This window comes from Vibrio splendidus, assembly GCF_024347615.1.
Taxonomy (GTDB): domain Bacteria; phylum Pseudomonadota; class Gammaproteobacteria; order Enterobacterales; family Vibrionaceae; genus Vibrio; species Vibrio splendidus.
The window spans coordinates 539,906-566,312 of the sequence record NZ_AP025509.1 but is presented as its reverse complement, the minus strand read 5'-3'; the positions used below and the strand labels follow the sequence as shown (position 1 = coordinate 566,312).

The following is a 26,407-nucleotide window of genomic DNA, read 5'->3' as shown; positions in this document are numbered from 1 at the left end:
ACAAACGCCTACGGCTATTAACTATCACGAGAGAACACAAATTGACCTTTTCCTTTGCGTTTTGCTTGGTACATCGCCTCATCGGCAACCTTTAGAATCACGTCTATATCACGCTCTGAACCATCAACTAAGTGTATGCCCAAGCTCGCTCCAACATGAAGCGAACGCTGTTTATGGGTCACCTCTTGCCCGATCAGCTCCAACAGTCGCTCCGCTAACTTTGCTAACAAGACTTTGTTGGTCTGTTTAATAATAAGAACAAATTCATCACCCGACAAACGTGCTACCAAATCTCCTGCACGAACTTGAGATAGCAACCGGCTCGATACTTCTTTGAGGATTTCGTCGCCCGCATCGTGTCCATAGTTATCGTTAACGTGTTTAAAGCCATCGAGATCCAAGTAGATAACCGCAAAATGCTGATTAGAATAATGGCTAGAGGTGACGACATCATCCATCACCTTATACAGCTGAGCTCTGTTGGCCAAACCCGTTAATGCGTCGTGATGAGCCAAGTGTTCAAGCCTTTCCATCTCTTTGACATTAGATAAATCAGACAGTGTGAGTACCATATCAAACTCGTCTTTCTCGTTGTCTGACGAAACTCGATTCACTTTTACAAACATTGGAACCAAAGTGCCAGATGCACTCTTCTCCCATACCTCGCCTTGCCACTGCCCATAATTTTCCAATGAACTGCGAATTGTCGGCATTAGGGATGAAAACTGTTGCCAAGAAAAAACGTCAAATGGTGTTTTGCCCACCAGCAGATCGGCGTGATAACCGAGAAGTTGAGTGACCGCTGGATTAACCATGGTAATTACGTTGGATGAATTCAGTACGATTAAGCCGTCTTTACTGTTCTCAAAAACACCCGCGGCTATACGCTGGCGACTCATGGCCGTTTCTATCCCCGTGACATCTTGGATTGCATAAAGAATACGACCGTGCTTTGACAACGAACGGCTGCTCACACGAAGCCAGCGTTTTGAGTTAAAGAGATCGGTGGTTTCGAGTAGTTCGTCATTCAGCTCAATATTAGCGTCGATAACCTCTTGTAAGAACCCAGTTTGCTTTGTTGCGATCAACTCTTGGATCAATAAATTTTCAAGAAACGCTTCGGTACACTTAAAAATGTCACGAGTGGCAGCGTTCGCATGAACGATGAACCCTTTTTCATCGGCTACCAACAACGAGTGCTGAACAGTTTCAATTACCTCATTCGCAAACGACTTTTCTTCTTGTAGTTTATCTAGCGTAAAATTGATTTGGTTGTCACGATGTTGAAGTCTTTCGAGCATGGTATTAAAAGCTCTAACCAGATCCCCTATCTCATCGTGGTTCGTTGCGACTAATTTTGGTTGTTCTGAACGACGTTCAACAAAGGCTTGCATCGCCTCATTAAGGTCAAACATTGGATCGATAATTAAGCGTTGAACCAATTTGACCAATCCCCCGCCTAAGATCACCAGAAACAGCAAGTAGACGGCCGCAACCTTGAAAATATTCGTTAAGATCGCATTAAACGTCTCTTTTGATATTGTCACTCTCAAGTTAGCGATCACAGCGTCATCTAGCGTCACCGGAACAAGCAAAAAGATGAAATCCTCGGAGATGGCAAATTGATGATCCGCGATGTCATTTAATTCATCTGTATTCGGCCTTGGAACCAGCGTATTACTGACTTGATAACTCGCAAAAAGCTGTTCGTTAATGTCATAGAGCTTCACCCTGACGATATCTTGATCCGCAACGAAGGCTGACAAAATCTCCTGAGCCGAAGATTTATCCTCAAATAGAATCGCGGCTTGTAGGTTATAGGCAACACCTTGTGCTAACACTTTAACTCGCTGAATAAGACTCTCTTTTTCTCTCTCAAAAGTGACAGTGTAATTAACTGATTGAATCGTCACAAAAGTAACCGCGATGAAGATGACAATCGGTAATATCAGCTTGTTTTTAATCGATAAATTATTAATGAAAGACAACATTATTGGCCCTCCACTATAGCGATTCGTAATAGGTTTGAGCCGATGACGTATTCACCGCGCCTTGCATTCACTAAGTTGATCTTAGGCTTTAGCTTATTATCGATGTGCGTTAGCTCAATGACTCCTCCCATGTCCGTAAAGTTTGGGATATCGCTAATCGTCACAGTATGTGGTGAGTGGGCTTTACGGCTAAATTCATCATTATCGAGATCAGATAGATAAGTGATATCACACTTAGGAGTCACCAATTGATGTACTTGAATAGCGTGAGAACGAATAGATTTTCCTTGTGTAATCGACGTCAGTGCTTTGCTTACCTTCTCATCGCCAATCACACAGAAGTTAACCGTATTCATGGTGCTTTCGTCGTTCCAACGAATAAAGTTGGCAATTCTAAAAAGGTACACCGCTTTCACTTCATAAGGCTTGAAACTAGCCGCCGATGTATTCAAAGGCATAATAAACATAGCTAACGTGGCAAGGCTGAGTTTAGTAAAACCAAGCTTAATACGGTGCTTGAGCCACTTAGAATTCATGAGAGACCCTCACATATACAGACTCTTGGTTGACACTTTTCTCAGACGTGAATTCAGCTTGATAGCCGTCACTCTTACCAATGTTTTCAACGACCACTTCAATTAAAGGTGCTGCGGATGATTTTTTCCATGCAAGACGTGCATCAAAGGTTATTTCATGTGGGTAAGATTGCCATTCGTATTGAGTGCCATCGCCTGCTATCCAATAGTCTGGGTAATTCACATTAATGTATTGGCCGATAACATCGAATTGCCAGCTATCGGTGATATTCCACATCAACTGTGCCGTGGCTAAATGTTCATTATCAATGTCATGATAGACGCCAGTTTGTGGGCTAGATTTAGGGTCATCACCCTTGTTTTCGCCTTCTAACGTTGAATAGGCATAACTAAGGTAACTGGTGAGATCTTCTGTAATTTGATAACTTGCGCCTAACTCTAAGCCATAGGTTTTCGCTTTATAATCATCAGATAATGCGCCGACATAGATATGATTGGCGGGGATATCATTCGGGTCATAGCTGTGGAAGCGAAGATTGTCATGTTCACTCAGGTAGATTGTTGCATCGAGCTCGAAATTTGAATTGTTAGAGTAGCGATACCCCATTTCAGCCGTTATGACGTCCTCTATTTCAAGGTTTGAGTTTGATTTATAGACATCCAGATAACTGTCGTTTGAATCGGTGTTATAACTGTTGAAGTAGTATGTAGAATTTGAATCCATATAAGATGGTGCAACAACCGCACGGCTAAGCCCCGCCCACACGGAGTGACGTTGAGTTAACTTATATAAGCCACGCAGTTGAGGTGAAAGTTCTGTTGAGTCATTCTGTGTAAAGTGTTCAACCTTGGCACCAATAGTAATCGATAGCGCTTCCGTCATTTGAATTTGAGACTGTATAAAAGCGTTCGCAATATAATCGTTGGCAGATTGGATATTGTAGGCTCGACCTTCGTAATCGGGATTGTACCAATCAACGTCCGAAACTTGGCTAGACGAGAAATCAAGATACATATATCGCAGGCCACCACCGAGTGTCATCTGATGCTTTGCAGATAGCTGGTTGATATAGGTCGAGTCAAAATCGATTGTGGAATAACTTCCAGGGGCGTCTGGGGCATTATCCTCATTATATTCACCCCATAGCGAATATGAGAGTGTCGAACTTTCATCAAAATGGCGAGAGTCGTTGAATTGGACATAAACAGATTGGCTCTTGTTATCAAAATCATTGGCTTGTGAACCGACAAAAGAGCCTGAGTTATCATATTGGAACGTATAGAGTTCCGACTCATAAAAGCTTTTCTCACCACCAATACGTAATGACCAACTTTCTTCGGCATTACTTGGTTGAAACACCATCCCAGCTGTTTGCGCTTTCCATTTTTCAGATTCGTTTGTGCGATACGTGGGTTCTTCTCGGTACTTATAGAATGCACGCGCATTCACATCGTCATTCAGGCTTAAACCCTGACGAACACTAAACTCGTAATTATCAGTATTAGAGGCGACACCAGAGAGATACGTCCCTTGAGTATCATTGGCAGACTTAGTAATGATATTCACCACACCATTAACCGCATTGCCTCCCCAAATCGTTCCTCCGGGGCCTTTTAATACTTCGATGCGTTCGATATCGGCAAGTATATAGTCAACATCGCTCCAATACGTGCCGCCATACACTGGGCTAAATAAGCTTCGTCCATCGATCATCACGAGCATTTTGTTATACAGCCCATCATGAAAGCCGCGCGTCGAAACAAACCACGAGGTCTCGTTAAACTTGGTCACTTTGAGGCCGGGTACTAGCGTCAGCACTTCAGCAATGGTTTTAGCCCCACTGCGTTGAATTCGCTCATTAGAAAGTACATAAACCGATGAGGGAATGTCGGTAAGTTTTTGTGTCACTTTCGAAGCCGTTTCCATTTCAACATCTAACATAGACAACTCTTCAAGGCTCATCGACATGAGTTGGTCTAAAGAGTTTTCTTGAGCAGCTACAAAAACAGGTGTCGTTAATGCTAGTCCTAAGCAAACCTGGCGCGATATCATGTGCTCACCTAATATACAGATAGATATTAATCCTTTAATCAATAGTTCAACTATATATGAAATGCCATACTGGTAAATTTTCGGTGTCGAAAGTTTGAGTCAGGTCACTGTTTATTTATGGCATTTATAAGACCGTCATTACTTACCTCAACGTAAAGGATTAGCACCACGTGACAACGAAGATTTTGCTTAATTGCGACATGGGAGAAAGTTTCGGCAATTGGAAGATGGGCGATGATGAGTCGGTCATGGAATGGGTCGATATGGCAAACATCGCTTGTGGCTTTCACGCGTCTGATCCGCACGTTATGTCCAAAACCATAAAACTGGCGCAGCACTATCACACTCAAATTGGTGCTCACCCTGGTTATCAAGATTTGGTTGGGTTTGGTCGCCGTTCTATTCCTCATACCATGGACGAGATCAGTGAACTGGTTTGTTATCAAGTCGGTGCACTACAAGCCCTTTGCCGATATCACCATGCATCTGTTGGCTATGTGAAACCTCATGGCGCCCTTTACAACGATATGATGGCGAACATTGATGTGTTTAATGCGGTAGCCCAAGCCGTCGCTGAATTTAACATCCCCTTAATGATTCTCTCTTCATCAGACAATCAGCAGTATTTAGATATTGCTGACGATCATGACTTACCCCTATTGTTTGAAGCGTTTGCCGACCGTGCGTACTTGAATAATGGGCAGTTATCGCCGCGAACTCAAAAAGGCTCTGTTTACGTCAATCAAGACGACATCTACAACCAAGTCATGCAAATCATTAACTACGGTTCGGTCACGACCATTGAAGGTGAAAGACTGCCTATTGAAGCCGATACCATCTGTGTTCATGGTGATAACCCCCAATCCATCGCATTAATTAGAAAAATCAGACAAGACCTTAATGCTTTTAACTAGTATGTAGCGTTTGATTGGTATGGCGCATGGCCTTATCACTCGCCTAACCGAGCATCTAGCCAATTGCTCGTAAGGTCTAATCGCTTTGTATTGGTTTAGACACGGATGTTAAAAACGCCAAATACGCAAATAAAAGGCAGTAAGTAAATCAAAGGCAAACAAACGTATGGAAACGAAATGACGACGAATCAAATTGAGTTCAATATAGCGCCAGTCGCAGAATGCAGCGTTTTGGTGACCTTGACGCTATCGCCTTCAAATAATCAATCTAGCGCTCAATATGCGCAGTACATGGCTCATTTTTCCGATGCTATTCGTCAAAACTTAGCGTCGGTGTTGATGAATGTGACGCCGGCTTACCAAACAATATTGGTCGATTACCTACCTTATCGAATATCAGAAAAGCAGCTCATGGAACAACTCAATAATTTGTTGAATCACGCTCTTTCGTCTTTCTCTAGCGTTAGTAACACGCGTAACACTATCGAGCTTCCCGCTTATTACTCACCAGAAACAGCACTCGATTTAGACCGATATCAAGCCAAAGGCATCACGCTGGATGAAATCATTCAACATCACACCTCACAAACATACAGCGTCAGTGCCATTGGTTTTACGCCTGGCTTTGCGTTTATGTCTGATGTGGTCAACGAGCTTGCTTTGCCTCGTCATTCAACCCCACGTTTAAGTGTACCGAAAGGCAGCATCGCCATCGCGGATACGAAAACGGCGGTGTATCCTTCGGACTCACCGGGCGGTTGGAATATTATTGGCAATTGCCCACTCGCACTGTTTGATCACAGCCAATTAAAGAACGCTGATACCACGCAAACGCCGCTGTCTCTACTTAATGTTGGTGATGCGGTCCGTTTCATCGCGATTTCAAAACAAGAATTTGTAGAGCTTAGGCTTATGGAGATTAGTGGAGATGTCGCTAATGGTTAATACAATCGCTAAACCAACACTAACAGTGATTAAACCCGGCCCGTTGAGTTTGATTCAAGATTTCGGACGATTTGGTGTTGCTCATCTTGGATTAACACAAGGTGGTCCTGTTGATGATTACTCGTATAGCTGGGCCAATCACCTGCTCGGAAACCCAGTCAACCAAGCGGCGTTGGAAATCACGCTTGGGCAATGCGCGTTACGAATCGATTTTGATTGTGAGATGGCATTATGTGGTGGCGATTTACAAGCGAAGCTCGATGGCAAACCACAGTCGAACTGGCGTACTTTTCAAGCTTTTAAGGGGCAAGTTCTCTCATTTGGTTTGCCTAAAAATGGTCTAAGGGCGTATTTAGCCGTTAAGGGGGGCTTCGATGTTCCATCAACTCTTGATAGCTGTTCTACGGTGACTCGTGAAAAGATTGGTGGATTAACGCAAGATGGAGAGCCATGCCAGCAAGGGCAACAAATTGCGTTTACCCAACACAAACTCTCTCGCCCGTTTAAAGCGTTGAGTGTCACCTTTCGATACACGCCTAATTACAACCTACCTGTGAGCCTGCGAGTGATTGAAGGCTATCAAAGCGAGCTGTTCTCCGAGTCAGCAAAAGAGACTTTGTATAACGCACAATATCACGTTGACCAAAATTCAAATCGCATGGGTTATCGACTGAGTGGTGAAGCGGTTGATTCACCTTATATTTCGCTATTGTCAGAAGGCATTGCCTTGGGTGCGATTCAAATCCCCCAAGATGGGCAACCTATCGTGTTGCTTAATGACAGACAGACCATTGGTGGCTATCCGAAGATTGGATGTGTCGCCAGAGTCGATTTACCGCGCTTAGCACAAGCCAAACCGGGACATGAGGTCTCGTTTAGTAAAGGCGATCGCTTAGGATTACAAGATGTGTGGTGCCAATGGGCTCAGTTTTTCGGCTATTGATGCGCCCCTGTAGATAAAAGCCACTTAAATTAAGAACATGAGTAAGACGTATAAACTAAAAATCCAACTTACTGTTTGCAGCAAGCTAGATTTTTTTGGTAAGGCCATCATGATTTAAACGCTAGGTGAATCAGCGCAATTTTAAGCGTGATCTTGGCCTGATACCTTTGCAAGGGCTTCTGGGTATCCACGTTCTTGTGTCAAATCTATCGCTCTATTCTCAATATCACTTAGATTAAGTGACATTGTCACTGAGTGTGTATCTTCAATCGATACTGACTCTGCGACATCAAACCAATGCTCAGCGACCTTTTGTGCAGCCTCTAGGGTTGAGGAGGCTTTGACTACTTCAAGTCGAGCATAGCGATCACCACAGAATGAAACGTCTGAAGCTCTTAAGCTCGGATCGGTTCCCGGAATCTGCTGTGCTCCGAACAGAGGCTTACCACCTACCAGTGCAGAGCTAAAACTTGGGATGAACTGAGACATATGCGTTATCGCAGCGCGAGTTCTTAATTCAAGCTGCTCTTCACTCCAACCTGATACGATTTTCTTAAGAAGCTTAGAAGGCAGCTGAGGCTGTGATGAATCTGTTGACGATGAAACAAGCCCACCCTCAAACAGAGTAATCCCTTCTGTCATACCGTGAAGTTGGAATACACCATCAGCGTACGGTGTTAACTGAGCCATGCCTTGCGGTGTGCCTCTCGGGCCATGGAAGATAACCTCTGGCCACTCTTCCTTGCATTCTTGCGAATACGGCCACTCTGTAACGTATGCGGCTTTGAACTCAACAAGCCTTTGTTGCTTAGAACCGACAAAGTCATCCACGATGCCCGTCTCAAAGCCACTTGCATTAATCAAGTAGTCGGTCGTTAGATGACAGCTTTGGTTCTCAGCGTCTGTATAAGTCAAAGACCAGCCTTGCTCTAACGATTCAACAGATTGCAATCGGCTGTTGGTTAATACTGAGCAATTCGATTGTTGCCCCAAAGACAGTTGAGCGGTTGCAGATAAGCGGAATACGCTCCAGCCATACTCTTGAACCATAGCAACAGGATACTTAAGGGTTTCTAGATCCGTATGTTTAGCGAAAGGAATACACCAATCATCAAGCGATGTTGGTTTCAGAGGCTGTGTTTGGGTAGCAAGTGCTAGTAACTCTTCTTTGCTGTACAGCTTGTAATACTCTTCAGGCTTACCAAGCACTTGGTTACTTTTATCTTGATTAACAAGCTCAGCATAAGCGTTCTTGATTATCTTTAGACGCGGAAGTAGATCCAACGGCTCTCCACCATCACTGTGTGGAACAGCGATAATTGTCGGACGAATATTGATCGTGTGGGGAAACAAGCGGACGGTATCAATTGACTGAGTGAGCAACTGAAGACACTGCTCTACAGAAATATCTCGATACAAATTGCCGCCAGCGTGCAGGTGGCAAATTGGTGGACCATTAACCAAACTCGGCCCTTTTTCCAAGATAGTGACCTTAAAACCCAACTCACTAAAGTGAATCGCGCTTGTTGTTCCGGCAATACCACCACCAACAATGGCAATAGAAGGCTGATTTGTATCCGTTTTGTTGTGGTTCATCGTGTTCTGTAGAATAAGATTAACTGCCGCTATTCTACTTTTGTTCTGCGATGAATTAAAACACATTTTTATCAAGGTCTTAGTTAAGTGGGATTTAATATCTATGTAAAAAACATAAATAATCTCTTGACTCAATAACTCCAGATAGAGTTTTAAAGGTTATTCTAACAGTCAAAATTGTCCTAAGTGACGCCACATAAAGGCTACATCCGTACTCTTAAAACATAGATGTTAACTTATCCCTAAAGTTATCCACCGTTTTTGTGGATAACTGTTGATAACGTTCTTGCTAAGTTGCGCAAACCCTTTGTTTACAGGGACTAACCGCTGTTCATTAAATCGGCATTATTGTGCGATTAGTTTTAAAAAACACTAAAAAATTGGAAAATTAAGGTGCGATATTCGTTACTTGTGCTACGCATTGGTCAAATAAAAAACGGTCTAAAGCGACGCCTTATAAATAGTGCATGACTAAATATAAATAATGTCACTTTTAGACCGTTTTAAGCATTTGTGAGATCTCGCTAGAGACTAGCCAAAATCCTTGTTTACTGGTGCCAACAAACGTTTGATTAAGCTATTCACTACCGCGGCCAATGTGATAAACGTTAGCACGGGTAGCGCTATCCATAGCATTGGGTGGAGTGAAGGTTCTAACTCGAACCCAAAGTTCATTACCCCTGCGACACTGAGCTCAGAACCCATCGCAGCAATAGAGCCAGCCACTAACGCCATTAACCCGTATTCACACCAAATAGTGTTGAGAATTCGCTTCTTACTCGCACCTAGAGTGCGATACAAACGTATCTCTTGTTGTCTTTGAGACAAGCTCAATCGCAACAGAGTAAAGATTAGCAACAACCCTGCTACCACACCCAAAGCCGCAAGTACGGTTATCGACCAAACAATCTGTTTGAGCAACTCTTGGATCTTGCTACCCATCTTACGAATATCCATCAAACTCACGGTTGGGTGATTTCGAGAGAGTTCGTTGAGCATCTGATTATGTTGTTCTTCCAGTCGGAAGCTCACGAGCCAAGTAGAAGGAATAGAGCTCAAAACATCTGGCGTAAATATGAAGTAGAAATTCGGCTTCATTTCTCGCCACTCTACTTTTCGGATGCTGTTCACCTTGGCAGAGACATTCTGGCTGTTGATTGTGAACGATAACTCATCGCCAATCTTTAGACCCAGCTGCTCCGCGACATCGGATTCTACAGATACGCCCTGCTCTTGTGTCCAGCTGCCTTCTAACACTTCATTATACTCAGGCAGGCTATCTCCCCATGTGAAGTTGATCTCGCGGCTTAGTGCATCTGTTTCTTCTGAGGTCTCGCTGTATTTTTTCGCCTCAACGCCGTTAATGGTTGTGAGTCTTCCTCGTATAATTGGAAACGCTTGAGTACGCTCTACTGCGTTTGCATCAATCGTCTCGAGATAACTGTCTTTCTCATAGCTCGCAATATTCAGCGCAAACGCATTTGGCGCGTTTTCAGGTAAGGTTTGCTGCCAATCCGACAGCAAGTCACTTCTCACTAGCCATATGATCGATAGCAGCATCAAAGACAGCGCTAAAGAACCAAATTGAATCCCTGTTGCTAATGGTGTGCGATTAATTCGGCTCAATGCCAAGCGCATAGATGTCGACGTCGGCAGCTTGCCGACCAAACGCAGAACAAGCGTACTGACAATCGCGAGCACTAAGAACAGGCAAGCGATACCCGCTAGAACTATCCATACCAACAGGTTATCGCCGTACATCAGCATCATTGGAATAATAGGCACCAGCAACAACAGGTATTTCTTATAGCTTTCATTGGACTGATGACTTGATTGAATCACGCTGATTGCCGAGGTATTGACCAAGCCAGTTAACGGAATACCAAGAGCAGGCACACCAATGAGGATGCTTGATAAAATCGCCAAAATGACAGGTTCAATACCATAGCTAGGAAGTGGTGTTGGCAACAAATCACCTAAAGGTATACGAAGTAGAAACTCTAAGCCGACCCCTATTGTAATTCCAAGTACAGCGCCGATGACCACTAACAGAGACACCTGTACAAACAACCATTTAATGATCCATTGCTTACTCGCCCCCAAACTTTTAAGCATCGCAATGGTTTTACGGCGACTCGCAACATAATGCTGGCACGTAAGTACCAAAGTGGTCGCCGCCATGATCACAACGATAGCAACCGTTAGAGAAAGATATTGAGTTGTGCTCTCGAACATGTCGTTAGTACGACTCGCAGAGTCTTGCGTGCGCCAGCGATCGCTTGGTGTTAATTCTACGCTGTCTTGCGCGGCTTTCAGTTTTGTATCATCACCGTTTAGAAACAGCCTAAAGCTTACACGACTGCCCGGTTGAATAGCTCCAGTGGCCTCGATATCGCTGGTATGAATTAGCACAGCAGGCATTTGTTGGAATGGGTTAAAGCTCAAGCCTGGCTCTTGGGTGATGCGCCCTGTTATCGTTAAATCGGCATCGCCAATAGTGACATTGTCACCAATTTCAACCTCTAGCTGCGCAAATATACGCTCGTCTAACCAAAGCTCACCTGGCTCAACATGGTTACTTGATGCTTTATCAGCACCCTCTAAAATCATTTCACCGCGTAATGGATAATTACTTTCAACCGCTTTCACCGTCACTAGCTGCATAGAGTTATCACTGAATGCCATGGTTGAAAAACGGGTCAACTGAGAGCTTTCTAACTGTTCAACCTGAGTGAGGTCTAGCAAGGGTTGCGGGATTGGGTTTGCTGAGATAAACACACTATCGGCAGTAAGCGCATCTTTGCCTTGTTTAACAATCACCTGCTCCATACGTTCGGCCAATGCCGATAATGCAAAAACACACGCAATGATCAGTGTTAATGCTATGGAAACTGGCCACAACTGACCGTGTCGAATCTCTTCGACACTCCATGAGAACAGGCGCTTATTCAGTCCGTTTGATGAATTCAATTTAGACTTCCTCTATCTGACCGACATGCATCTTAAGTGTTCGTTGGCAACGTTGTGCGAGTTTAGGATCATGCGTCACTAGAACAAGCGTTGTGCCATGTGATGAGTTCAACTCAAACAACAACTCGACAATTTTGGCTGCCGTTTGTTGGTCTAGGTTGCCTGTGGGTTCGTCAGCAAAAAGGATTTTTGGCTTGATCATAAAAGCGCGAGCTAAAGCGACCCTTTGTTGTTCACCGCCTGATAGCTGAGATGGCAGGTGGTCAAGTCTGTCTTTTAAGCCCACTGATTCAAGCAAAGCCGTCGCACGTTCGATGTCTTCGTCTTCACCTTTAAGTAAACAAGGAAGCGTGACATTTTGCAGCGCAGAAAGGCTTGGAATTAATAAGAAGCTTTGAAATACAAACCCTACCGATTCACTGCGGATCTTAGCCCTTGCCTCATCATCAAGCTGTGAAAGCGGCTGCCCTAATAAACTGATTTCGCCTTTCGTTGGGACATCAAGCCCTGCAAGCAACGTCATTAGGGTTGATTTGCCTGCGCCAGATGTGCCGACAATCGCGACAGTTTCACCTTCACGAATATCAATATCGACGTGCTCTAGGATTGTTAAATGTTCTTGATTAGTAGACACTGTCTTCGAAACAGCTTCTGCTTTAATGATGGATGTATGCATGACTCGACTAATTTCCTTTTTATTCTTTATTATATTTTCAACCGCTTCTTTGGCTCAAGATACCGAGTTAGATTCTAAGTTACTGGTACTTGGTGATAGCTTGAGTGCTGGTTATAACATGGACATCAAACAGAGTTGGCCAAGTCTATTGCCAAACGCATTAGCGAAGCATGACAAAACAGTTACCGTGGTTAACGGCAGTATTTCAGGTGACACAACCGGCAACGGGTTAGCTCGTTTACCACAATTGCTTGAAGAACATGCTCCAGACACTGTTCTTATCGAACTCGGTGCAAATGATGGCCTTCGTGGCTTCCCACCTAAGCTGATGTCTGCAAACCTTGATCAAATCATTGAGCAGATAAAAGCTGCGGGCGCCAAGCCAATTATGATGCAGATTAAAATCCCACCGAATTACGGTAAGCGTTACAACCAGCAATTTGAGTACGTTTTTGCAGCGCTTGCTGATCAACAAAATGTGCCGCTTTTGCCGTTTTTCCTAGAGCATATCATCCTTAAACCTGAGTGGATGATGAACGACGGACTGCATCCAAAACCAGAAGCTCAACCTTGGATCGCGGAATTCGTCGCCGAAGAATTATATCAGTATCTTTAAGTTTTAATGGTCTAGCTCAATAAATTTTACACAGCTTTACGTTAGCCTGAGTGCATATCACCGTTAACTGTAAGGTTATTTATGCTGATCGAACCTATTATCAAGGGTGTGGTAGCCAAAAGCGCTCACCCTCTTGGCTGTCAAGAAGCCGTAAAGCAACAAATCAAGTTTGTTAAGAGTGCGCCGCAAATCAAAGATGGCCCTAAACGAGTACTGATTATCGGCGCTTCCTCAGGCTTCGGCCTTGCAGCTCGTATTGCCGTGACCTTTGGCGGTGCAAAAGCTGACACCATCGGCGTCTCATTCGAGCGCGGTCCTAACGAAAAGTCCCTCGGTAGTGCTGGTTGGTACAACAACATCTACTTCAAGAAAGAAGCCGAACGAGAGCAACGCACTGCTATCAACATCGTTGGCGATGCATTTTCACAAGAAACACGTACACAAGTTGTCGAAGCCATTGAAACCTACTTCGAAGGTGAAGTGGATCTGATTATCTATAGCTTAGCGGCTGGCGTTCGACCTAAGCCAAATCCTGATGAGCTTTGGCGTTCTGCCATTAAGCCTATTGGTGAAAGCGTTACCGGCGCGACTATCTCGCTAGAGCACGACAACTGGGTGACAAACACACTTGCTGCAGCGACGGAAGAAGAAGCCGAAAGTACACTTAAAGTCATGGGCGGCGAAGATTGGGAACAGTGGATAGATGAGCTCATCAACGCTGAATCCATTGCCCCTGGTTGTAAAACCATCGCATTTTCCTATGTTGGTCCAGAAGTTACGCACCCTATTTACTTAGACGGCACTTTGGGGCGCGCTAAAATAGACCTTCATCAAACCAGCCATGCGCTGAACCTTGAACTAGCAAACTTCGGCGGTAATGCCTACGCGACTGTGTGTAAGGCACTCGTCACCAAAGCCAGTGTATTCATTCCGGGGTTAAGCCCCTATCTGCTCGCTTTATATAAAGTGATGAAAGAGAAAGAGACGCACGAAGGCTGTATCCAACAAATGCAGCGTCTTTTTAATAGCAAACTCTATGGTCAATCAAAAGTCCCTCTGGACGGCGAACGCCTAATTCGTATGGATGAATGGGAACTCGATCCAGAAACCCAAGCTCATGTAACTGAGCTACTTGAAGCTATGGATGAAAACAACTTCCAAGCAATTGGCGACTATCAAGGATTCAAAGAAGAGTTTTTACAGTTGAACGGTTTTGCTCAGCCGTCGGTAGACTATAAAGAGAAACTTAACACTGATGATTTTATAAAGTTAAAGCCTTAATCGAAACTTATCTCATTACTGAGACCCAGATTCACATTTGAAAACCTCTGCAAAATTGCAGAGGTTTTTTTGTGCAACATTTCTTATACTTAGTAAATGTAAGATTCACAGTTTATTTGGTTCATCTTAATTAACACAGGATGTGTTGATGCATTTAGCATAATTGACTCGGAGTCATATGAAGAAGATAAAAACGATAGACTTAGATATCCCTGACGATATGGCCTCCAGTTGGCAGAATATTGTCGACCTCTTGGCTCAAATCACTGAAGTTCCCGCTGCACTTATCATGCGCGTTCACACCAACTACATTGAAGTTTTCTCTACCAGCCGCAGTGAGGATAACCCTTACAACAAAGGCGATTCTGAGACCTTAGGAAATGGGCTTTACTGCGAAACGGTGATGGAATCTCAGCAACAGCTTGTGGTGCCCAATGCGCTTGCCGATCCTGATTGGGAAAACAACCCCGACACAAAGCTTGGCTTAATCTCTTATTGTGGCATTCCGCTGTTTTGGCCTAACGGCGAATTGTTCGGTACTATTTGTATCTTGGACTCGAAAGAGAACCACTACACACCTACCTATATCAAGCTATTAGAAAGCTTTCGTACCTCGATAGAATCCCAGCTTAAAACCTTGTTTCAGCACGCTAAGCTCACCCAAATGAATCGTGACTTAAAGAACCGGGTTTACACTCGCACTAAAGATCTCGCGAGCCTCAATTATTCTTTAAACCAAGAGATCGATAAGCGAAGAGCGGCTGAACAAAAAATAAACTTCCAAAAGAATCATGACATCGGCACCGGTTTTTTGAACCGAACCGCATTCGAGTCTCGCCTAAATAACAAACTGTCGTCACAGCAAAGGCTGACGGACAGTTCATTTGCGGTGATTCATATAGGGTTTACGAATGGAAGGCGCATACAGGCTCGATATGGCTATGACGCGTTAGACCAAGTGCTGGTTGAATACCGAAAACGTATCGACAGTATCTCTGATATCGAGGTACTAACTGCACGCCCTACTTCTATCGATCTCGTACTGGCGTTCAGCGTAAAAGATTTGCACCAACGCCTAGAAGAACTTTGCCAGACGCTCGTTAAAGTCGGCCATTCAGAGTTCGATATCGACAGTGACAAAGTACATTTGCATGCGTTTATCGGGATTGCGATTACTGACAACGAAGACGATGCGGAAAGTATTCTACAGAAATCATCAGAAGCCATGCTCGCCTGTAAAGATTCCGGGCAAAAATTCGCTTACTACTCTCAATCTCATACTGAACAACAAAGTCACATCAATAAGATTGAAGGTTATTTGCTTCAAGCTGTCCGCAATGATGACCTCATGCTCTACTTTCAACCTAAGGTATGTCCATTAACGCATCGTTGGGTTGGTGCTGAAGCCCTACTACGTTGGCGCCATCCCGTCTTAGGTGATATCTCCAACGAAACCTTGATACATATGGCCGAGCAAAACGGTTTGATTTTCGAAGTCGGAAGCTTTGTTTTGCGTAATGCGATTGAAAAAGCGAAAGAGTGGTCCGAATACGTTGAAGATTTCAAGATGGCTGTGAATGTATCTGCAATTCAACTCAAGAATGTGCACTTTGCGGAACAAGTGGTTCACCTACTCGAAACCTATCACCTAGAACCCCACTTCTTGGAACTCGAGGTGACAGAAAGTGGCCTGATTGCCGATGAAGTGGTTGCCAAGAATACCTTAGAATCGCTGCATGACATTGGCGTTACATTGTCACTAGATGACTTTGGGACGGGCTACGCCTCTTTCAGTTATCTCAAGAAATTTCCGTTCGATACGATTAAAATTGATAAGAGCTTCATCGATCAGATGCTTAACTCACACGAAGACTCGGAAATCGTTCGTTCTATTGTCCAAATAGCGAAGAAGCTCGACCTAAAAGTCACGATTGAAGGTATAGAATCGGAAGTTCAGGAGCAATTTATTATCAACGAGGGCTGCGATGTGGGCCAAGGTTACCTTTATGGGCGGCCAATGCCGAGCCAAGAATTCGAACACAGTTTAATCAATCAAAACTATTTGGGGACAACCTGTTACGCTTAAAGCGAAAAAGAGCAGTTTGTTTTGGATTTAGGCCTACTTTCTCTTTACTCTAAAGGTGGTGATTTTTATAATCGCCGCCTTTCTGTTTTAATCTTCCCTTTATATAGGCATTCCTCGTTATGGATCAGTTGACTGCAAAGCTTAAAAAGCTCGAAAAACAAAACTTCCGCGCATATCAACAAATTAAAGGTCAATACGACTTTGCTGATTTCGAATTACACATCGACCACGTTCAAGGTGACCCGTACGCATCTTCTTCACGTTTTCGCGCAACACGCGCCTGGTCGTTAACAGGGTTAGGTTGGCTGAAAGAAAAGTCTTACGAATACCAAGTAGCAGCGCGTGATTTCATTGCACGTAGCTTCTCTGAATTTGCTAAACAAGAAACGACTGTGTCTATTGCACTAACAGGTCAAACTGTTTTGGATAACACCTCAGTGGTTTTCACCGAGCACGGTATCGAAATTCGTTTTCGTATCAACCTACCGGCTGATGGGCGTAGTATTCTTGCAAAGAAAGCAATCAACATCATTACATTCTATTTGCCTAAGTTTATTCGTCGCGCAACGCTTGAACGCGAACTCAACATTGAAGCGATGATTAAGCATTGTGAAGCCGTTGAAGACCAAGACGCGTTGCGTGCTCAATTGGAAGAAAACAACCTAGCGGCATTCGTAGCAAATGGCAGCGTATTACCTCGTATTGCTGGTAACTGTGACCTACCAATGAAAGGAGCGGTGCCTTTCGCTGCTCCAGAATCGTTGAGTGTTACTTTAAACACACCGAACCAAGGTGATGTGACTGGCCTAGGCATTCCAAAAGGTATCACGCTAATCGTTGGTGGTGGTTTCCATGGTAAATCTACGCTGTTGAACGCCGTTGAACGTTCTATCTACAACCATATTCCTGGTGACGGTCGTGAAGGTATCGTGACGAAGACTGATACGATGAAGATCCGCGCTGAAGATGGCCGCTGTGTTCACAACTTGAACCTATCAAATTACATCAACCATTTGCCGATGCAAAAAGACACATCTGATTTCAGTACACAAGATGCGTCTGGCTCGACATCGCAAGCGGCTTGGTTACAAGAATCAATTGAAGCAGGCGTTCAAACGCTACTTATTGATGAAGATACGTCAGCGACTAACTTCATGATTCGTGACGAACGTATGCAAGCGCTAGTATCTAAAGGGGCTGAGCCAATCACACCACTTGTTGACCGTATTGGCCAACTACGTGAAGAGATGGATATCTCTACCATTGTTGTAATGGGTGGTTCTGGCGATTACCTAGATGTGGCTGACACTGTGATTCAAATGCACGATTACCAAGCGGTAGACGTCACTGAAAAAGCACAAGAAGTGATAGCTCAACACCCTACTCAACGTACTAACGAATGTGAGACGGCATTAGAAACGTTTGTTCCTCGTTCGTTAAACCGCGCAGCACTGATGAATATTCTTACTGACGGTAAGTTCCGTGTTAACGCGAAAGGCAAAGAGTCGTTGCGCTTTGGTAAGGAATTCGCTGACCTTTCTGCATTGGAGCAGTTAGAGTCAACATCAGAAGTTAACGCGATTGGTTGGGCATGGTTCCAGTTTGCACAAACTCCAGGTTGGTCAAACAACCCTGCTAAAGAGTTTAGCGCTATCTTAAGCGATGAGTGGCACGTGAACATGCCAAACTACGGTGACTTAGCGAAACCAAGAGTATTGGATGTAATGGCCGCACTAAACCGTATGCGTAAGTCTCAGTTCAAACCTTCGAACTAAGTTAGATTCAAGCATCATAAATTGTATTGACGGCTCTCATTCTGAGGGCCGTTTTTTTATTCGCTAGCTCTATATCTAGATCTAAAGCCCTAAGACCGTCTCCTGCCTCATTTTTCTTGTTTGAAGATAAAACCCACCAATATTGTGCTTATCCTAAAAATCATGACACAGCTTTTACAAAACTATGGCGATATTCATATAAAGTTCCGACTCGACAGGTGTAACTAAATGTAACAAACCCTTGAGGCTTCAATGAATCATAAACGCGTTAAGATGCGTGACCATAAAAAAGAAGTAAATCTGTTCAAAAACCGTGTAACCGTTGCGTTTTGTGGGATCTTGCTGTTCACTCTTGTCTTAGTCGGCAACCTTTACCGACTTCAAGTCGAAAATTTTAAAAGCTATCAAACCCGTGCCGATGGCAACAGAATCAAAGTATTACCTATTCCCCCGACTCGCGGGCTTATTTACGACCGCAATGGTGTGTTGCTCGCCGAGAATGAACTTGTCTTTAATCTGACGATGATTCCAGAGCAAACTGATGATGTCGATGCAATGCTTGCTAAGTTGGACAAATACATCCCGCGAGAGGCTGAGCAGATCGCTCGTTTCAAAAAGCGTTATCACAACACTCGCCGTTTCAAATCGGTCACGATATTAGAGAACCTAAGTGAAGAAGAAATTGCTAAGTTCTCAGTGCACCAGTACCAATTCCCCGGCTTATCGATCGATACCAACTTGAAACGATTTTATCCAAATGGAGAGGTACTTACCCATGTCTTAGGATATGTCGCACACATCAATGATAGCGATCTTAAGAGACTAGAAGAAAAAGGCATCGAAGCGAATTATCAAGCGACGACCATTATCGGTAAGCTTGGTGTCGAACGCTATTACGAAGACATTTTGCACGGCACCAAAGGTTATCAAGAAGTCGAAGTAAACAGCCGTGGGCGAGTCGTCCGCACCATTGAGTATGTAGCTCCGGTAGCAGGAAAAGATATCGTATTAAATATCGACCTCGAACTACAAAAATACGTATTCGACCAGCTTGATCACCGAACAGGCAGCGCGGTCGTTCTTGACCCGAAAGACAACAGTGTACTTGCAATGGCATCAAGCCCCAGCTACGACCCGAACCTCTTTGTCGACGGTATTTCTACCAAGAACTATCAACGTTTATTGAATGATCCTGCTCACCCATTGGTAAACCGCACGACTCTCGGCGTTTATCCTCCGGCGTCAACCGTGAAACCATTTATGGCTGTAGCGGGACTGCAAGAACATGTCATCTCCGAGGATACGATTCGTAATGACCACGGCTCATGGCAAATTCCCGGTTCCAAACGAAACTCTAAATCATGGCGAGACTGGAAACGCTGGGGTCACGGCCCTGTCGACGTTACTCAGGCCATTGAAGAGTCTGTGGATTCGTTCTTCTATCAAACCGCTTTTGATTTGGGCATTGACCGTATATCAAGTTGGATGAATCGCTTTGGTTTTGGTGAACCTACAGGTATCGATATCTATGAAGAGAGTACCGCCAACATGCCAACCCGAGAATGGAAGATGATGCGTTATCGTACGCCTTGGTATCAAGGTGACACAGTTCCAATTGGCATTGGCCAGGGTTATTGGACATCGACACCAATGCAACTTGCCAAAGCGACTTCAGTGTTGGTCAATCATGGAAAGGTGATGCCACCTCATATCCTGAGAGCAATCTTGGATCATGGTGAGGACTTTGACACACAACAACTCGTTACACCTGAACCTATGCCGTCTATCACTGAAGTCCCTGACAAAATATGGGATGTACCTATCAATGCAATGAGACTGGTAAACCACGGTAGTCGAGGTAGCGGTAGACGTGCATTTAAGGGAACTAGCTACACCAGCGGCGGAAAATCAGGTACGGCACAAGTCTTTGATCTTGCGAAAGATCAGGTCTACAACTCGAAGAAGTTGGCTAAGCATTTACTCGACCACGCGCTTTACACGGCTTTCGCACCTTACGAGCACCCTGAGTATGTCGCGACGGTGGTCATTGAGCACGGCAACGGCGGTTCAAAAGTTGGCGCGCCATATATCCGTAAAGTACTCGATTATGCATTTGAGCATAAAAGTGGTGAAAGCAAAGACCACTCGTAGCACCATTAAATGAAGTAGTAACGACGCTTAATATAGTTGCAGAACATAGTGTAGAAACAGCGCGTAATGACGACAAAGCCCCACTTGTGTCACTCACAATGTGGGGCTTTTCAATTTTATATATTAGGGCCTAAATTTCACTTTATCTAAAGGGTCATAAACCGCGCAATAAGAGTTACTTTCGATTACGAGCTTCGTAATACATTCCATGCTTCACAGAGCGTCTGGAATTTCGCCGTGTTGCCCTCGTCTCTGTCTGGATGCCAGCGCAAAGCCAATTGTCGCCAGCGCTTTCTAGTCTCATGGTGAGTCGCGTCCAACGGTAACTCAAACAAATTTAACGCTCGGCTTCTATCCATATCGAGTTCATCACCACCGACAAACTTTCTGTACCGAGTCCAGAACTCGTTCAGCAGCCTTTTGACTTCGCCCTCGTCCGCTTCATAGTTAATCCAATTAATGTAGTATTCTCGCAGTGGGTCTTGATGATCGATGCTGTGACTGCTTCCGTGATAACGACCATTCATCAATTCAATGTCCATCGCTTGGACTTGTAGCCAACCATCAGGGTGTAAGGTTTCTTGAAGCTGATAAAGCGCATTCATGATGAGGAAGTTCTTTTTAAACAACTCTTTCTCAGGTGCCGGGTCTAACACCGGCACAAACCCAAGGTCGTTAAGGTGAGCCGCCAATGTGTGTACTTTCCAGCCGCTTGGCTTTTGCTTAAGCACTTCCATAATCGGCCAAAGCAATGGATTCTCCATATGGCAATGAAAGTTTGCTCTCACCTCTTGATGATTCGACATAGTGGACTCAGTTAGATTTTCTGTATTAATGGATGACTAAGGTATTGGATACAATGAGCAACCTACATCATAACCATTGGCGTATCTCTTTTAATTGAAAGCGATTTTCTGCGATTTGTCGAGCTAATGGACCAACAACTTTCAAACGCTTGGCTCAAAGGCACCCTTTCATCATGAAACTGAAAGTCGTTAAGTGAGTGCAACCGCCATCAATGCAGAAGTGACCCTGAAATACAGGTACAAAAAAGGTCAGCAATTTAGCTGACCTTTGATATCTTTACCAATTTTAGTACGAAATATTTCGCTAATTAGATAACGCCAAGTTCTCTTAGACGCTCCATTAGGTACTCGTTTGCTGTGTACTTTTCTGACAGCACAACTTCCGGTTTCGGGTGAAGGAATAGAGGCAAAGAGATACGAGATTTCTCTTGGCGTTCACCTGATGGATTGATTACACGGTGAGTTGTCGATGGAAAGTAACCACCCGATGCCTCTTGAAGCATGTCACCAATGTTGATGATCATGTTGCCGAAGTCACATGGAACATCTAACCACTCGTCGTTTTGAGCTTTAACTTGAAGGCCCGGCTCGTTTGCTGCAGGAAGAACAGTCAGTAAGTTGATGTCTTCGTGTGCTGCTGCACGGATAGCGCCTGGCTCTTCGTCACCTTGCATTGGTGGGTAGTGAAGAACACGAAGCAGAGTCTGCTCACTGCCGTTGATCATTTCAGACAACGCGATAGAGAACTTCTCTTGTACTTCTTTAGGAGCATGAGCTTCAACCCATCCTAGAAGCTCTTGAGCAAAAGCATTCGCGCGTTGGTAGTAATCTAGAATCTGTTCTTTCAGCTGCTCAGGGATTTGGCCCCAAGGGTATACGTGAAAGTACTCTTTGATGTCTTTTACAGTGTGGCCCTTAGCAACTTCAGACACTGAAGGTGGAAAATATCCATCTTGTGTTTCAACATTAAAGTGGAAGTTTTCTTTCTCTTCAGAGATGAAGAATTGGTACCAGTTTTCGTAAATAGACTCAACAAGCTCTTTCGGGATTGGGTGGTTCTTAAGAACACCAAAACCAGTTTCACGTAGAGAGCGAACAAATTGTTCTGCTGCGTCGTCAGCAAGGTAATCGACAGTTTCCAGTTTCATGACTTTTCTTTCTTGTTATGTAGTGATGAGGCGATTTTAAGGATCGCTTTGTTGTAAATCAAACTTTTGTGAAACTCTCGCAACCGTTTGTCTAGATACTGGGCGATAACGCCAGTTTTCAACAAATATGGTGATTACAACCCAATTGAACACTGTTCAATATTGTGTGACACTATTAAAAACTTCGAAGAGAGATCTTGATATGACAATCACGCCGCTTGCTCAAAATCGACCATTGCTTTCATTCACGACGCTTTATCTGATTGTGTTTCTATTTTCAGCATTTGCTCCCTCTTCAAGAGCAGTATGGATTGCCGAAATTGTCCCGGCTCTAGCGATATTGGTGGGTATCTGGTGGCTATCAACCAAGCTGACCTTCACTAAGACAGCCTACATTTTGATGTTTATCTGGCTGATACTACATACGATAGGCGCGAAATATACCTTTGCAGAAGTGCCGTTTGAATGGTTTAACAACATGATTGGCTCTGAACGTAATAATTTTGACCGTGTCGCGCATTTCTCTATTGGCCTTTACGCCTACCCACTCGCTGAGTATTTGATTCGTAAGAAACTGGCTCAACCGGTACTGGCATGTTTCTTTGCCTTATTTGCGATCATGAGTGTTGCAGCAGGTTATGAGATTATTGAGTGGTGGTACGCGGAGATTGCAGGTGGTGATGAAGGTATCGCGTTCCTTGGCTCACAAGGTGATATTTGGGATGCGCAGAAAGACATGCTTTGCGACACCACCGGAGCGATAGTCTCGTTGTTACTTCTGAAACTTCAAGGGCGAGTTAGAGCTCAGTAGTTCGTGGATAGCCCGCTCAACTTCTTGCTTATAAGTTAATTAGTCGATTTAAATGCCACGACACACAAACTGTGTCGTGGCATTTGTTCTTTTCTACTTCATAGTCACCTTGCCACCAACAAACTTGTAGGCTGGCGTACCTCGAACCAAGGTATCTCGCGCGAATTCAATCCCACATTCAGGGCACACACATGGCTCTTTAGTGAAATCTTCAACAATACGTTCCTTAAAACACTTCACGAGTGCACCTTTGCCACCTTTCCGATATTTAAAAAGTTGCGCTTTGCATTTCGCACAGAAAATCTGAACCGTTTTGGTCGGTTGTTTCTTGTTTGGTTTAGCCATAGAAGTTAATGATTGAGCTCTTTATTTCTTAAGTTTAGGTGCGACAAAAACCAAGCTTATCCCAAGTAAAATAACGGTCGATGAGATAATGAATTGCATGGTGACTGGCTCGGAGAGTAACAAGACGCCACCGAGTGTCGCGATAACCGGCACAGAAAGCTGTGCAATGGATGCGACCACTGTATTCAGCTTTTTCACCACGTAATACCACAAACTATAACCCACACCAGAAGCCACCGAGCCCGATATAACCGCGTAAATCAAACCTTGCTCAGTGATAGAGACTTGAGGCATTGCATTAGGTATTACAACTAGAAGGCTTAAACCTGCAAGGATAACTAGCGAGCTAAATCCAAAGTTAGCGGTCGTCGATTGCAGTGCGTTTAAAGATTTCTTTCCTGCCAATGTGTAAATACCCCACCCAACTCCGGCCAGAGACATCAAGATGATAGAAACTAAGTCTGGTGCCTGTGTCGATTCAGTTGGCATTAACAAGTAAACAAGCCCTGCCACCGATAACAAACATCCGCCCCACTCAAGTAATGACATTCTGTTTCCAGAGAACAAGTGCGCGGCAATCATCGTAAATTGTACTGCGACAAACAACACCAGCGCACCAAGACCTGCGCCAAGCTTTAAGTAAGCGAATGAGAAGCCAAACATATACACAAGCAGTGACAATATTGATGTGAATTGAAACTGTAACTTTAGCTTTGTATATACCGATGTGCTGTTGTTTGCTAACTCCTGTTTATGCTTAGGTTGGGAAGATAAAGTGAATAAAATCAGAAGTGTAAGTGCACCAGACAAGATGCGCACGATCGAAAAGCTCAAAGGATCAATCGTTTGATCCATCAAAGCCCAGCGACACAAAACTGAATTAGCAGCAAAGGCCACCAGCGTAATAAATGTAACCATCACAGTTTGCATCGTTTTGTCCTAATTGAGTTGTTTGGTCCTAATAAGTGTTCTTGGGTTTCAATCAACGTTAGATTTCAATCAACGTCAGGCTTCACCCAAACTTGACTAAAGTCGAACCAACCTAATGCATTACATTTTGCGTTCTGCAACGTACCACATTGATCTTTGTTAACGCCCAACCAACAGTGGAACATCGGAATTAACTGATTGCTTTGCACCAGTTGTTTACCTAACTGTCGTGCTGGGAATTGCTCGAATTCTCCCGAACGCCAACGATCAATCATGTGACACCATTGGTCGAAATCTTCAGCTGGGCTAGATTCATCAAGAAAACTGTAGTCCATTAACCAGCCGGCCAATGCATCGTCTCTGTTGTTAGCGATACCCATAGGATTAATCCAAATATCAACATTATCGGCGTGTGGAGGATCGGTTTCGTAACCGATAAGCTCAACATCGACATTATATTGCTTCAACACGGTGACAATCGCTTTGGCAAGTGTTGGGAACATCGGGTGTTGGCATTGGTACGCCAATCTAATGGTTGGTTTCGCATTTGCTGGTGGACAGACCGGCGTGTTTAACTTTATGTCATACCAACCAGGTTTTATCCCATAGGCGTGTAGAACGCCCAAATCGATGACGGTCTCTTTTGGGATATGAACAAACAGATCAGCTGCATTCAATGCGTTAGACAAAAACTCCGCCCATGCGGGATCTTGTGCGATGCCCTTCTTTCTATTCAACAGTAAATACGTACAGCCGGGATCAAGCTCTACTTCATCACTATCACCACGGTCGGCCATTACCGGTTTCGAAAGACTTGGGTAAACCATAGAAGAATACGCCTCATCAACCACCCAAACCTCAACGCGATCAATCAGCGGCCTGAAACCGAAGTATCCGTTGAAAGCCGTTAGTACGAGTTGCTTCTCATCGTTCTTCTCAATGCGATACGGCCCCGTACCAATTGGTCGAATATCGTAGTCTTCGCCACGTAAAATCATCGGTAAAGTGACCTTAGCGACCGACTCCGTGAGCGCGAGTGGGAAATACTTATCTGGGCGCGTTAAGAAGACATCGACCACGCAATTTGCGGGTGAAGAGACATCTTTAATATGCGAGAACAAGTTGAGTGGTTCGAGCGCAAGAAGCGTGTCGACAACATGATTCGTTAATAGAGGCTCCCCGTTATGAAAACGGACACCCGGCCTTAAGAAGAATCGCCATTGATAGTCACTGATTTTTTGCCATGAATGAGCAAGATCGGGTTGTAACTGATCATTTTCATCCAGTCGCGTTAACCCACTAAAGACTTGGCAGGCAATGTGCTGCTCTGAACGTCGCATCGATTTTGTCGGGTTAAGCATTGAGAGCGGTCGGTAATAAGGCAAACGAATGACCTGCTCACCTTCTTGATATTGCACACCCAAATAGTTTTGAATAACCTGAGTAAGCTTGGCTGCATTGTGGTCAAGCACTGACAGCGCCTGACCAATTTTACCTTCCTGTAAGTACCGCCTCGCTAAGTTTTCACTGACATCGCAACGATTCTGCTTAAAGATAAGTTGAGATAACTTACCTCGGCCTGCCGCCGGTAACCATTCTACCCAGCCTTGTTCTTCAAGTTTGTTGAGTACCATTCTTGCATTACGACGCGTACAACAGAGTACATCTGTTATGTCATCGAGCTGAACATCAGAATCTTTACCATCGAAGTATTCAAACAGGGTTTCAAATTGAACGCGAAGTCTTGGGCTGCTCATAAAGAGGAAAACTTATTCAAAGGACATTGAATTCAGTTTCCCTATTTTAAGACATAAAATCAATCTTACTGACGTGT

20 protein-coding genes are annotated in these 26,407 nt (G+C 44.2%); 9 read left to right on the top strand and 11 right to left on the bottom strand.

Annotation, left to right across the window (positions count from 1 at the left end; all coding sequences use genetic code 11):
- Positions 1 to 17 precede the first annotated feature (17 nt).
- From OCU90_RS19775 to OCU90_RS19765, 3 genes are read right to left on the bottom strand one after another with little or no spacing between them, the layout of a single operon-like run.
- Positions 18 to 1,991 carry a diguanylate cyclase domain-containing protein gene (locus OCU90_RS19775; protein WP_061022914.1) on the bottom strand — a complete coding sequence of 658 codons (1,974 nt, stop codon included), beginning with the start codon at positions 1,989 to 1,991 and terminating at the stop codon, positions 18 to 20.
- On the bottom strand, positions 1,991 to 2,527 hold the full coding sequence (locus OCU90_RS19770) for a YfiR family protein (RefSeq protein ID WP_050053078.1): 537 nt from the start codon (positions 2,525 to 2,527) through the stop codon (positions 1,991 to 1,993). Before OCU90_RS19770 ends, OCU90_RS19775 begins: the two co-directional genes overlap by 1 nt.
- A complete protein-coding gene (locus OCU90_RS19765; protein WP_061022916.1) occupies positions 2,517 to 4,580 on the bottom strand; it encodes a TonB-dependent receptor plug domain-containing protein in 2,064 nt (687 codons plus the stop codon). Before OCU90_RS19765 ends, OCU90_RS19770 begins: the two co-directional genes overlap by 11 nt.
- A gap of 170 nt (positions 4,581 to 4,750) precedes the next feature.
- Here OCU90_RS19765 and OCU90_RS19760 point away from each other — a divergent pair, with 170 nt between their 5' ends.
- From OCU90_RS19760 to OCU90_RS19750, 3 genes are all read left to right on the top strand, one after another.
- Complete coding sequence (locus OCU90_RS19760; RefSeq protein ID WP_017064591.1) at positions 4,751 to 5,494, top strand: 5-oxoprolinase subunit PxpA; 744 nt, start codon at positions 4,751 to 4,753, stop codon at positions 5,492 to 5,494.
- Positions 5,495 to 5,671: 177 nt separating this feature from the next.
- Positions 5,672 to 6,439 (top strand): 5-oxoprolinase subunit B family protein, encoded by a 768-nt coding sequence (locus OCU90_RS19755; RefSeq protein ID WP_061022918.1) that lies wholly within the window; start codon positions 5,672 to 5,674, stop codon positions 6,437 to 6,439.
- The gene (locus tag OCU90_RS19750; protein WP_061023087.1) at positions 6,432 to 7,382 is read left to right on the top strand and encodes a 5-oxoprolinase subunit C family protein; all 951 of its coding nucleotides are present in this window, start codon (positions 6,432 to 6,434) and stop codon (positions 7,380 to 7,382) included. The genes OCU90_RS19755 and OCU90_RS19750 overlap by 8 nt, the downstream gene beginning before the upstream one ends.
- Positions 7,383 to 7,523: 141 nt before the next feature.
- On the opposite strand, the gene OCU90_RS19745 is transcribed toward OCU90_RS19750, so the two are convergent.
- The 3 genes from OCU90_RS19745 to OCU90_RS19735 all read right to left on the bottom strand — a co-directional run bounded on the left by OCU90_RS19745 (position 7,524) and on the right by OCU90_RS19735 (position 12,624).
- A complete protein-coding gene (locus OCU90_RS19745) occupies positions 7,524 to 8,978 on the bottom strand; it encodes an NAD(P)-binding protein (RefSeq protein WP_017086443.1) in 1,455 nt (484 codons plus the stop codon).
- Positions 8,979 to 9,509: 531 nt separating this feature from the next.
- Positions 9,510 to 11,948, bottom strand: a complete 2,439-nt coding sequence (locus OCU90_RS19740; protein WP_061022919.1) for an ABC transporter permease — start codon at positions 11,946 to 11,948, stop codon at positions 9,510 to 9,512.
- A gap of 1 nt (position 11,949) precedes the next feature.
- Complete coding sequence (locus OCU90_RS19735; protein ID WP_004730959.1) at positions 11,950 to 12,624, bottom strand: ABC transporter ATP-binding protein; 675 nt, start codon at positions 12,622 to 12,624, stop codon at positions 11,950 to 11,952.
- Here OCU90_RS19735 and OCU90_RS19730 point away from each other — a divergent pair.
- The 5 genes from OCU90_RS19730 to mrdA all read left to right on the top strand — a co-directional run bounded on the left by OCU90_RS19730 (position 12,623) and on the right by mrdA (position 20,533).
- On the top strand, positions 12,623 to 13,240 hold the full coding sequence (locus OCU90_RS19730; RefSeq protein WP_004730957.1) for an arylesterase: 618 nt from the start codon (positions 12,623 to 12,625) through the stop codon (positions 13,238 to 13,240). The genes OCU90_RS19735 and OCU90_RS19730 overlap by 2 nt on opposite strands.
- Before the next feature lie 81 nt (positions 13,241 to 13,321).
- Positions 13,322 to 14,521 carry an enoyl-ACP reductase FabV gene (gene fabV, locus OCU90_RS19725; RefSeq protein ID WP_061022921.1) on the top strand — a complete coding sequence of 400 codons (1,200 nt, stop codon included), beginning with the start codon at positions 13,322 to 13,324 and terminating at the stop codon, positions 14,519 to 14,521.
- Positions 14,522 to 14,699: 178 nt separating this feature from the next.
- Positions 14,700 to 16,607: a bifunctional diguanylate cyclase/phosphodiesterase gene (locus OCU90_RS19720; RefSeq protein WP_061022923.1), complete on the top strand. Its 1,908-nt coding sequence runs from the start codon at positions 14,700 to 14,702 to the stop codon at positions 16,605 to 16,607.
- Between the two features lie 119 nt (positions 16,608 to 16,726).
- Positions 16,727 to 18,382 carry an ABC-ATPase domain-containing protein gene (locus tag OCU90_RS19715; RefSeq protein WP_061022926.1) on the top strand — a complete coding sequence of 552 codons (1,656 nt, stop codon included), beginning with the start codon at positions 16,727 to 16,729 and terminating at the stop codon, positions 18,380 to 18,382.
- A 252-nt stretch (positions 18,383 to 18,634) separates the two neighbouring features.
- Complete coding sequence (gene mrdA / locus OCU90_RS19710) at positions 18,635 to 20,533, top strand: penicillin-binding protein 2 (RefSeq protein WP_061022928.1); 1,899 nt, start codon at positions 18,635 to 18,637, stop codon at positions 20,531 to 20,533.
- A 185-nt stretch (positions 20,534 to 20,718) separates the two neighbouring features.
- Here mrdA and OCU90_RS19705 read toward each other — a convergent pair whose 3' ends face one another.
- Positions 20,719 to 21,339 (bottom strand): DNA-J related domain-containing protein, encoded by a 621-nt coding sequence (locus OCU90_RS19705; protein ID WP_061022930.1) that lies wholly within the window; start codon positions 21,337 to 21,339, stop codon positions 20,719 to 20,721.
- 308 nt (positions 21,340 to 21,647) lie between these two features.
- On the bottom strand, positions 21,648 to 22,487 hold the full coding sequence (locus OCU90_RS19700; RefSeq protein WP_004730947.1) for an isopenicillin N synthase family dioxygenase: 840 nt from the start codon (positions 22,485 to 22,487) through the stop codon (positions 21,648 to 21,650).
- Between the two features lie 202 nt (positions 22,488 to 22,689).
- On the opposite strand from OCU90_RS19700, the gene OCU90_RS19695 reads away from it, so the two are divergent.
- Positions 22,690 to 23,298 carry a DUF2238 domain-containing protein gene (locus tag OCU90_RS19695; protein ID WP_061022931.1) on the top strand — a complete coding sequence of 203 codons (609 nt, stop codon included), beginning with the start codon at positions 22,690 to 22,692 and terminating at the stop codon, positions 23,296 to 23,298.
- Between the two features lie 93 nt (positions 23,299 to 23,391).
- On the opposite strand, the gene OCU90_RS19690 is transcribed toward OCU90_RS19695, so the two are convergent.
- The 3 genes from OCU90_RS19690 to OCU90_RS19680 form a co-directional block, all read right to left on the bottom strand.
- Complete coding sequence (locus OCU90_RS19690; RefSeq protein WP_004730943.1) at positions 23,392 to 23,643, bottom strand: hypothetical protein; 252 nt, start codon at positions 23,641 to 23,643, stop codon at positions 23,392 to 23,394.
- Positions 23,644 to 23,664: 21 nt separating this feature from the next.
- The gene (locus OCU90_RS19685; RefSeq protein ID WP_061022933.1) at positions 23,665 to 24,573 is read right to left on the bottom strand and encodes a DMT family transporter; all 909 of its coding nucleotides are present in this window, start codon (positions 24,571 to 24,573) and stop codon (positions 23,665 to 23,667) included.
- Between the two features lie 65 nt (positions 24,574 to 24,638).
- Positions 24,639 to 26,330 (bottom strand): SgrR family transcriptional regulator, encoded by a 1,692-nt coding sequence (locus OCU90_RS19680; RefSeq protein ID WP_017079218.1) that lies wholly within the window; start codon positions 26,328 to 26,330, stop codon positions 24,639 to 24,641.
- Positions 26,331 to 26,407: the final 77 nt, after the last annotated feature.

Bases quoted from the DNA above. Each gene is read 5' to 3' on its own strand.
- OCU90_RS19775 (WP_061022914.1), bottom strand. From the start codon at position 1,991: ATGTTGTCTTTCATTAATAATTTATCGATTAAAAACAAGCTGATATTA.
- OCU90_RS19770 (WP_050053078.1), bottom strand. From the start codon at position 2,527: ATGAATTCTAAGTGGCTCAAGCACCGTATTAAGCTTGGTTTTACTAAA.
- OCU90_RS19765 (WP_061022916.1), bottom strand. From the start codon at position 4,580: ATGATATCGCGCCAGGTTTGCTTAGGACTAGCATTAACGACACCTGTT.
- OCU90_RS19755 (WP_061022918.1), top strand. From the start codon at position 5,672: ATGACGACGAATCAAATTGAGTTCAATATAGCGCCAGTCGCAGAATGC.
- OCU90_RS19750 (WP_061023087.1), top strand. From the start codon at position 6,432: ATGGTTAATACAATCGCTAAACCAACACTAACAGTGATTAAACCCGGC.
- OCU90_RS19745 (WP_017086443.1), bottom strand. From the start codon at position 8,978: ATGAACCACAACAAAACGGATACAAATCAGCCTTCTATTGCCATTGTT.
- OCU90_RS19730 (WP_004730957.1), top strand. From the start codon at position 12,623: ATGACTCGACTAATTTCCTTTTTATTCTTTATTATATTTTCAACCGCT.
- OCU90_RS19735 (WP_004730959.1), bottom strand. From the start codon at position 12,624: ATGCATACATCCATCATTAAAGCAGAAGCTGTTTCGAAGACAGTGTCT.
- fabV (WP_061022921.1), top strand. From the start codon at position 13,322: ATGCTGATCGAACCTATTATCAAGGGTGTGGTAGCCAAAAGCGCTCAC.
- OCU90_RS19720 (WP_061022923.1), top strand. From the start codon at position 14,700: ATGAAGAAGATAAAAACGATAGACTTAGATATCCCTGACGATATGGCC.
- OCU90_RS19715 (WP_061022926.1), top strand. From the start codon at position 16,727: ATGGATCAGTTGACTGCAAAGCTTAAAAAGCTCGAAAAACAAAACTTC.
- mrdA (WP_061022928.1), top strand. From the start codon at position 18,635: ATGAATCATAAACGCGTTAAGATGCGTGACCATAAAAAAGAAGTAAAT.
- OCU90_RS19705 (WP_061022930.1), bottom strand. From the start codon at position 21,339: ATGTCGAATCATCAAGAGGTGAGAGCAAACTTTCATTGCCATATGGAG.
- OCU90_RS19700 (WP_004730947.1), bottom strand. From the start codon at position 22,487: ATGAAACTGGAAACTGTCGATTACCTTGCTGACGACGCAGCAGAACAA.
- OCU90_RS19695 (WP_061022931.1), top strand. From the start codon at position 22,690: ATGACAATCACGCCGCTTGCTCAAAATCGACCATTGCTTTCATTCACG.
- OCU90_RS19690 (WP_004730943.1), bottom strand. From the start codon at position 23,643: ATGGCTAAACCAAACAAGAAACAACCGACCAAAACGGTTCAGATTTTC.
- OCU90_RS19685 (WP_061022933.1), bottom strand. From the start codon at position 24,573: ATGCAAACTGTGATGGTTACATTTATTACGCTGGTGGCCTTTGCTGCT.
- OCU90_RS19680 (WP_017079218.1), bottom strand. From the start codon at position 26,330: ATGAGCAGCCCAAGACTTCGCGTTCAATTTGAAACCCTGTTTGAATAC.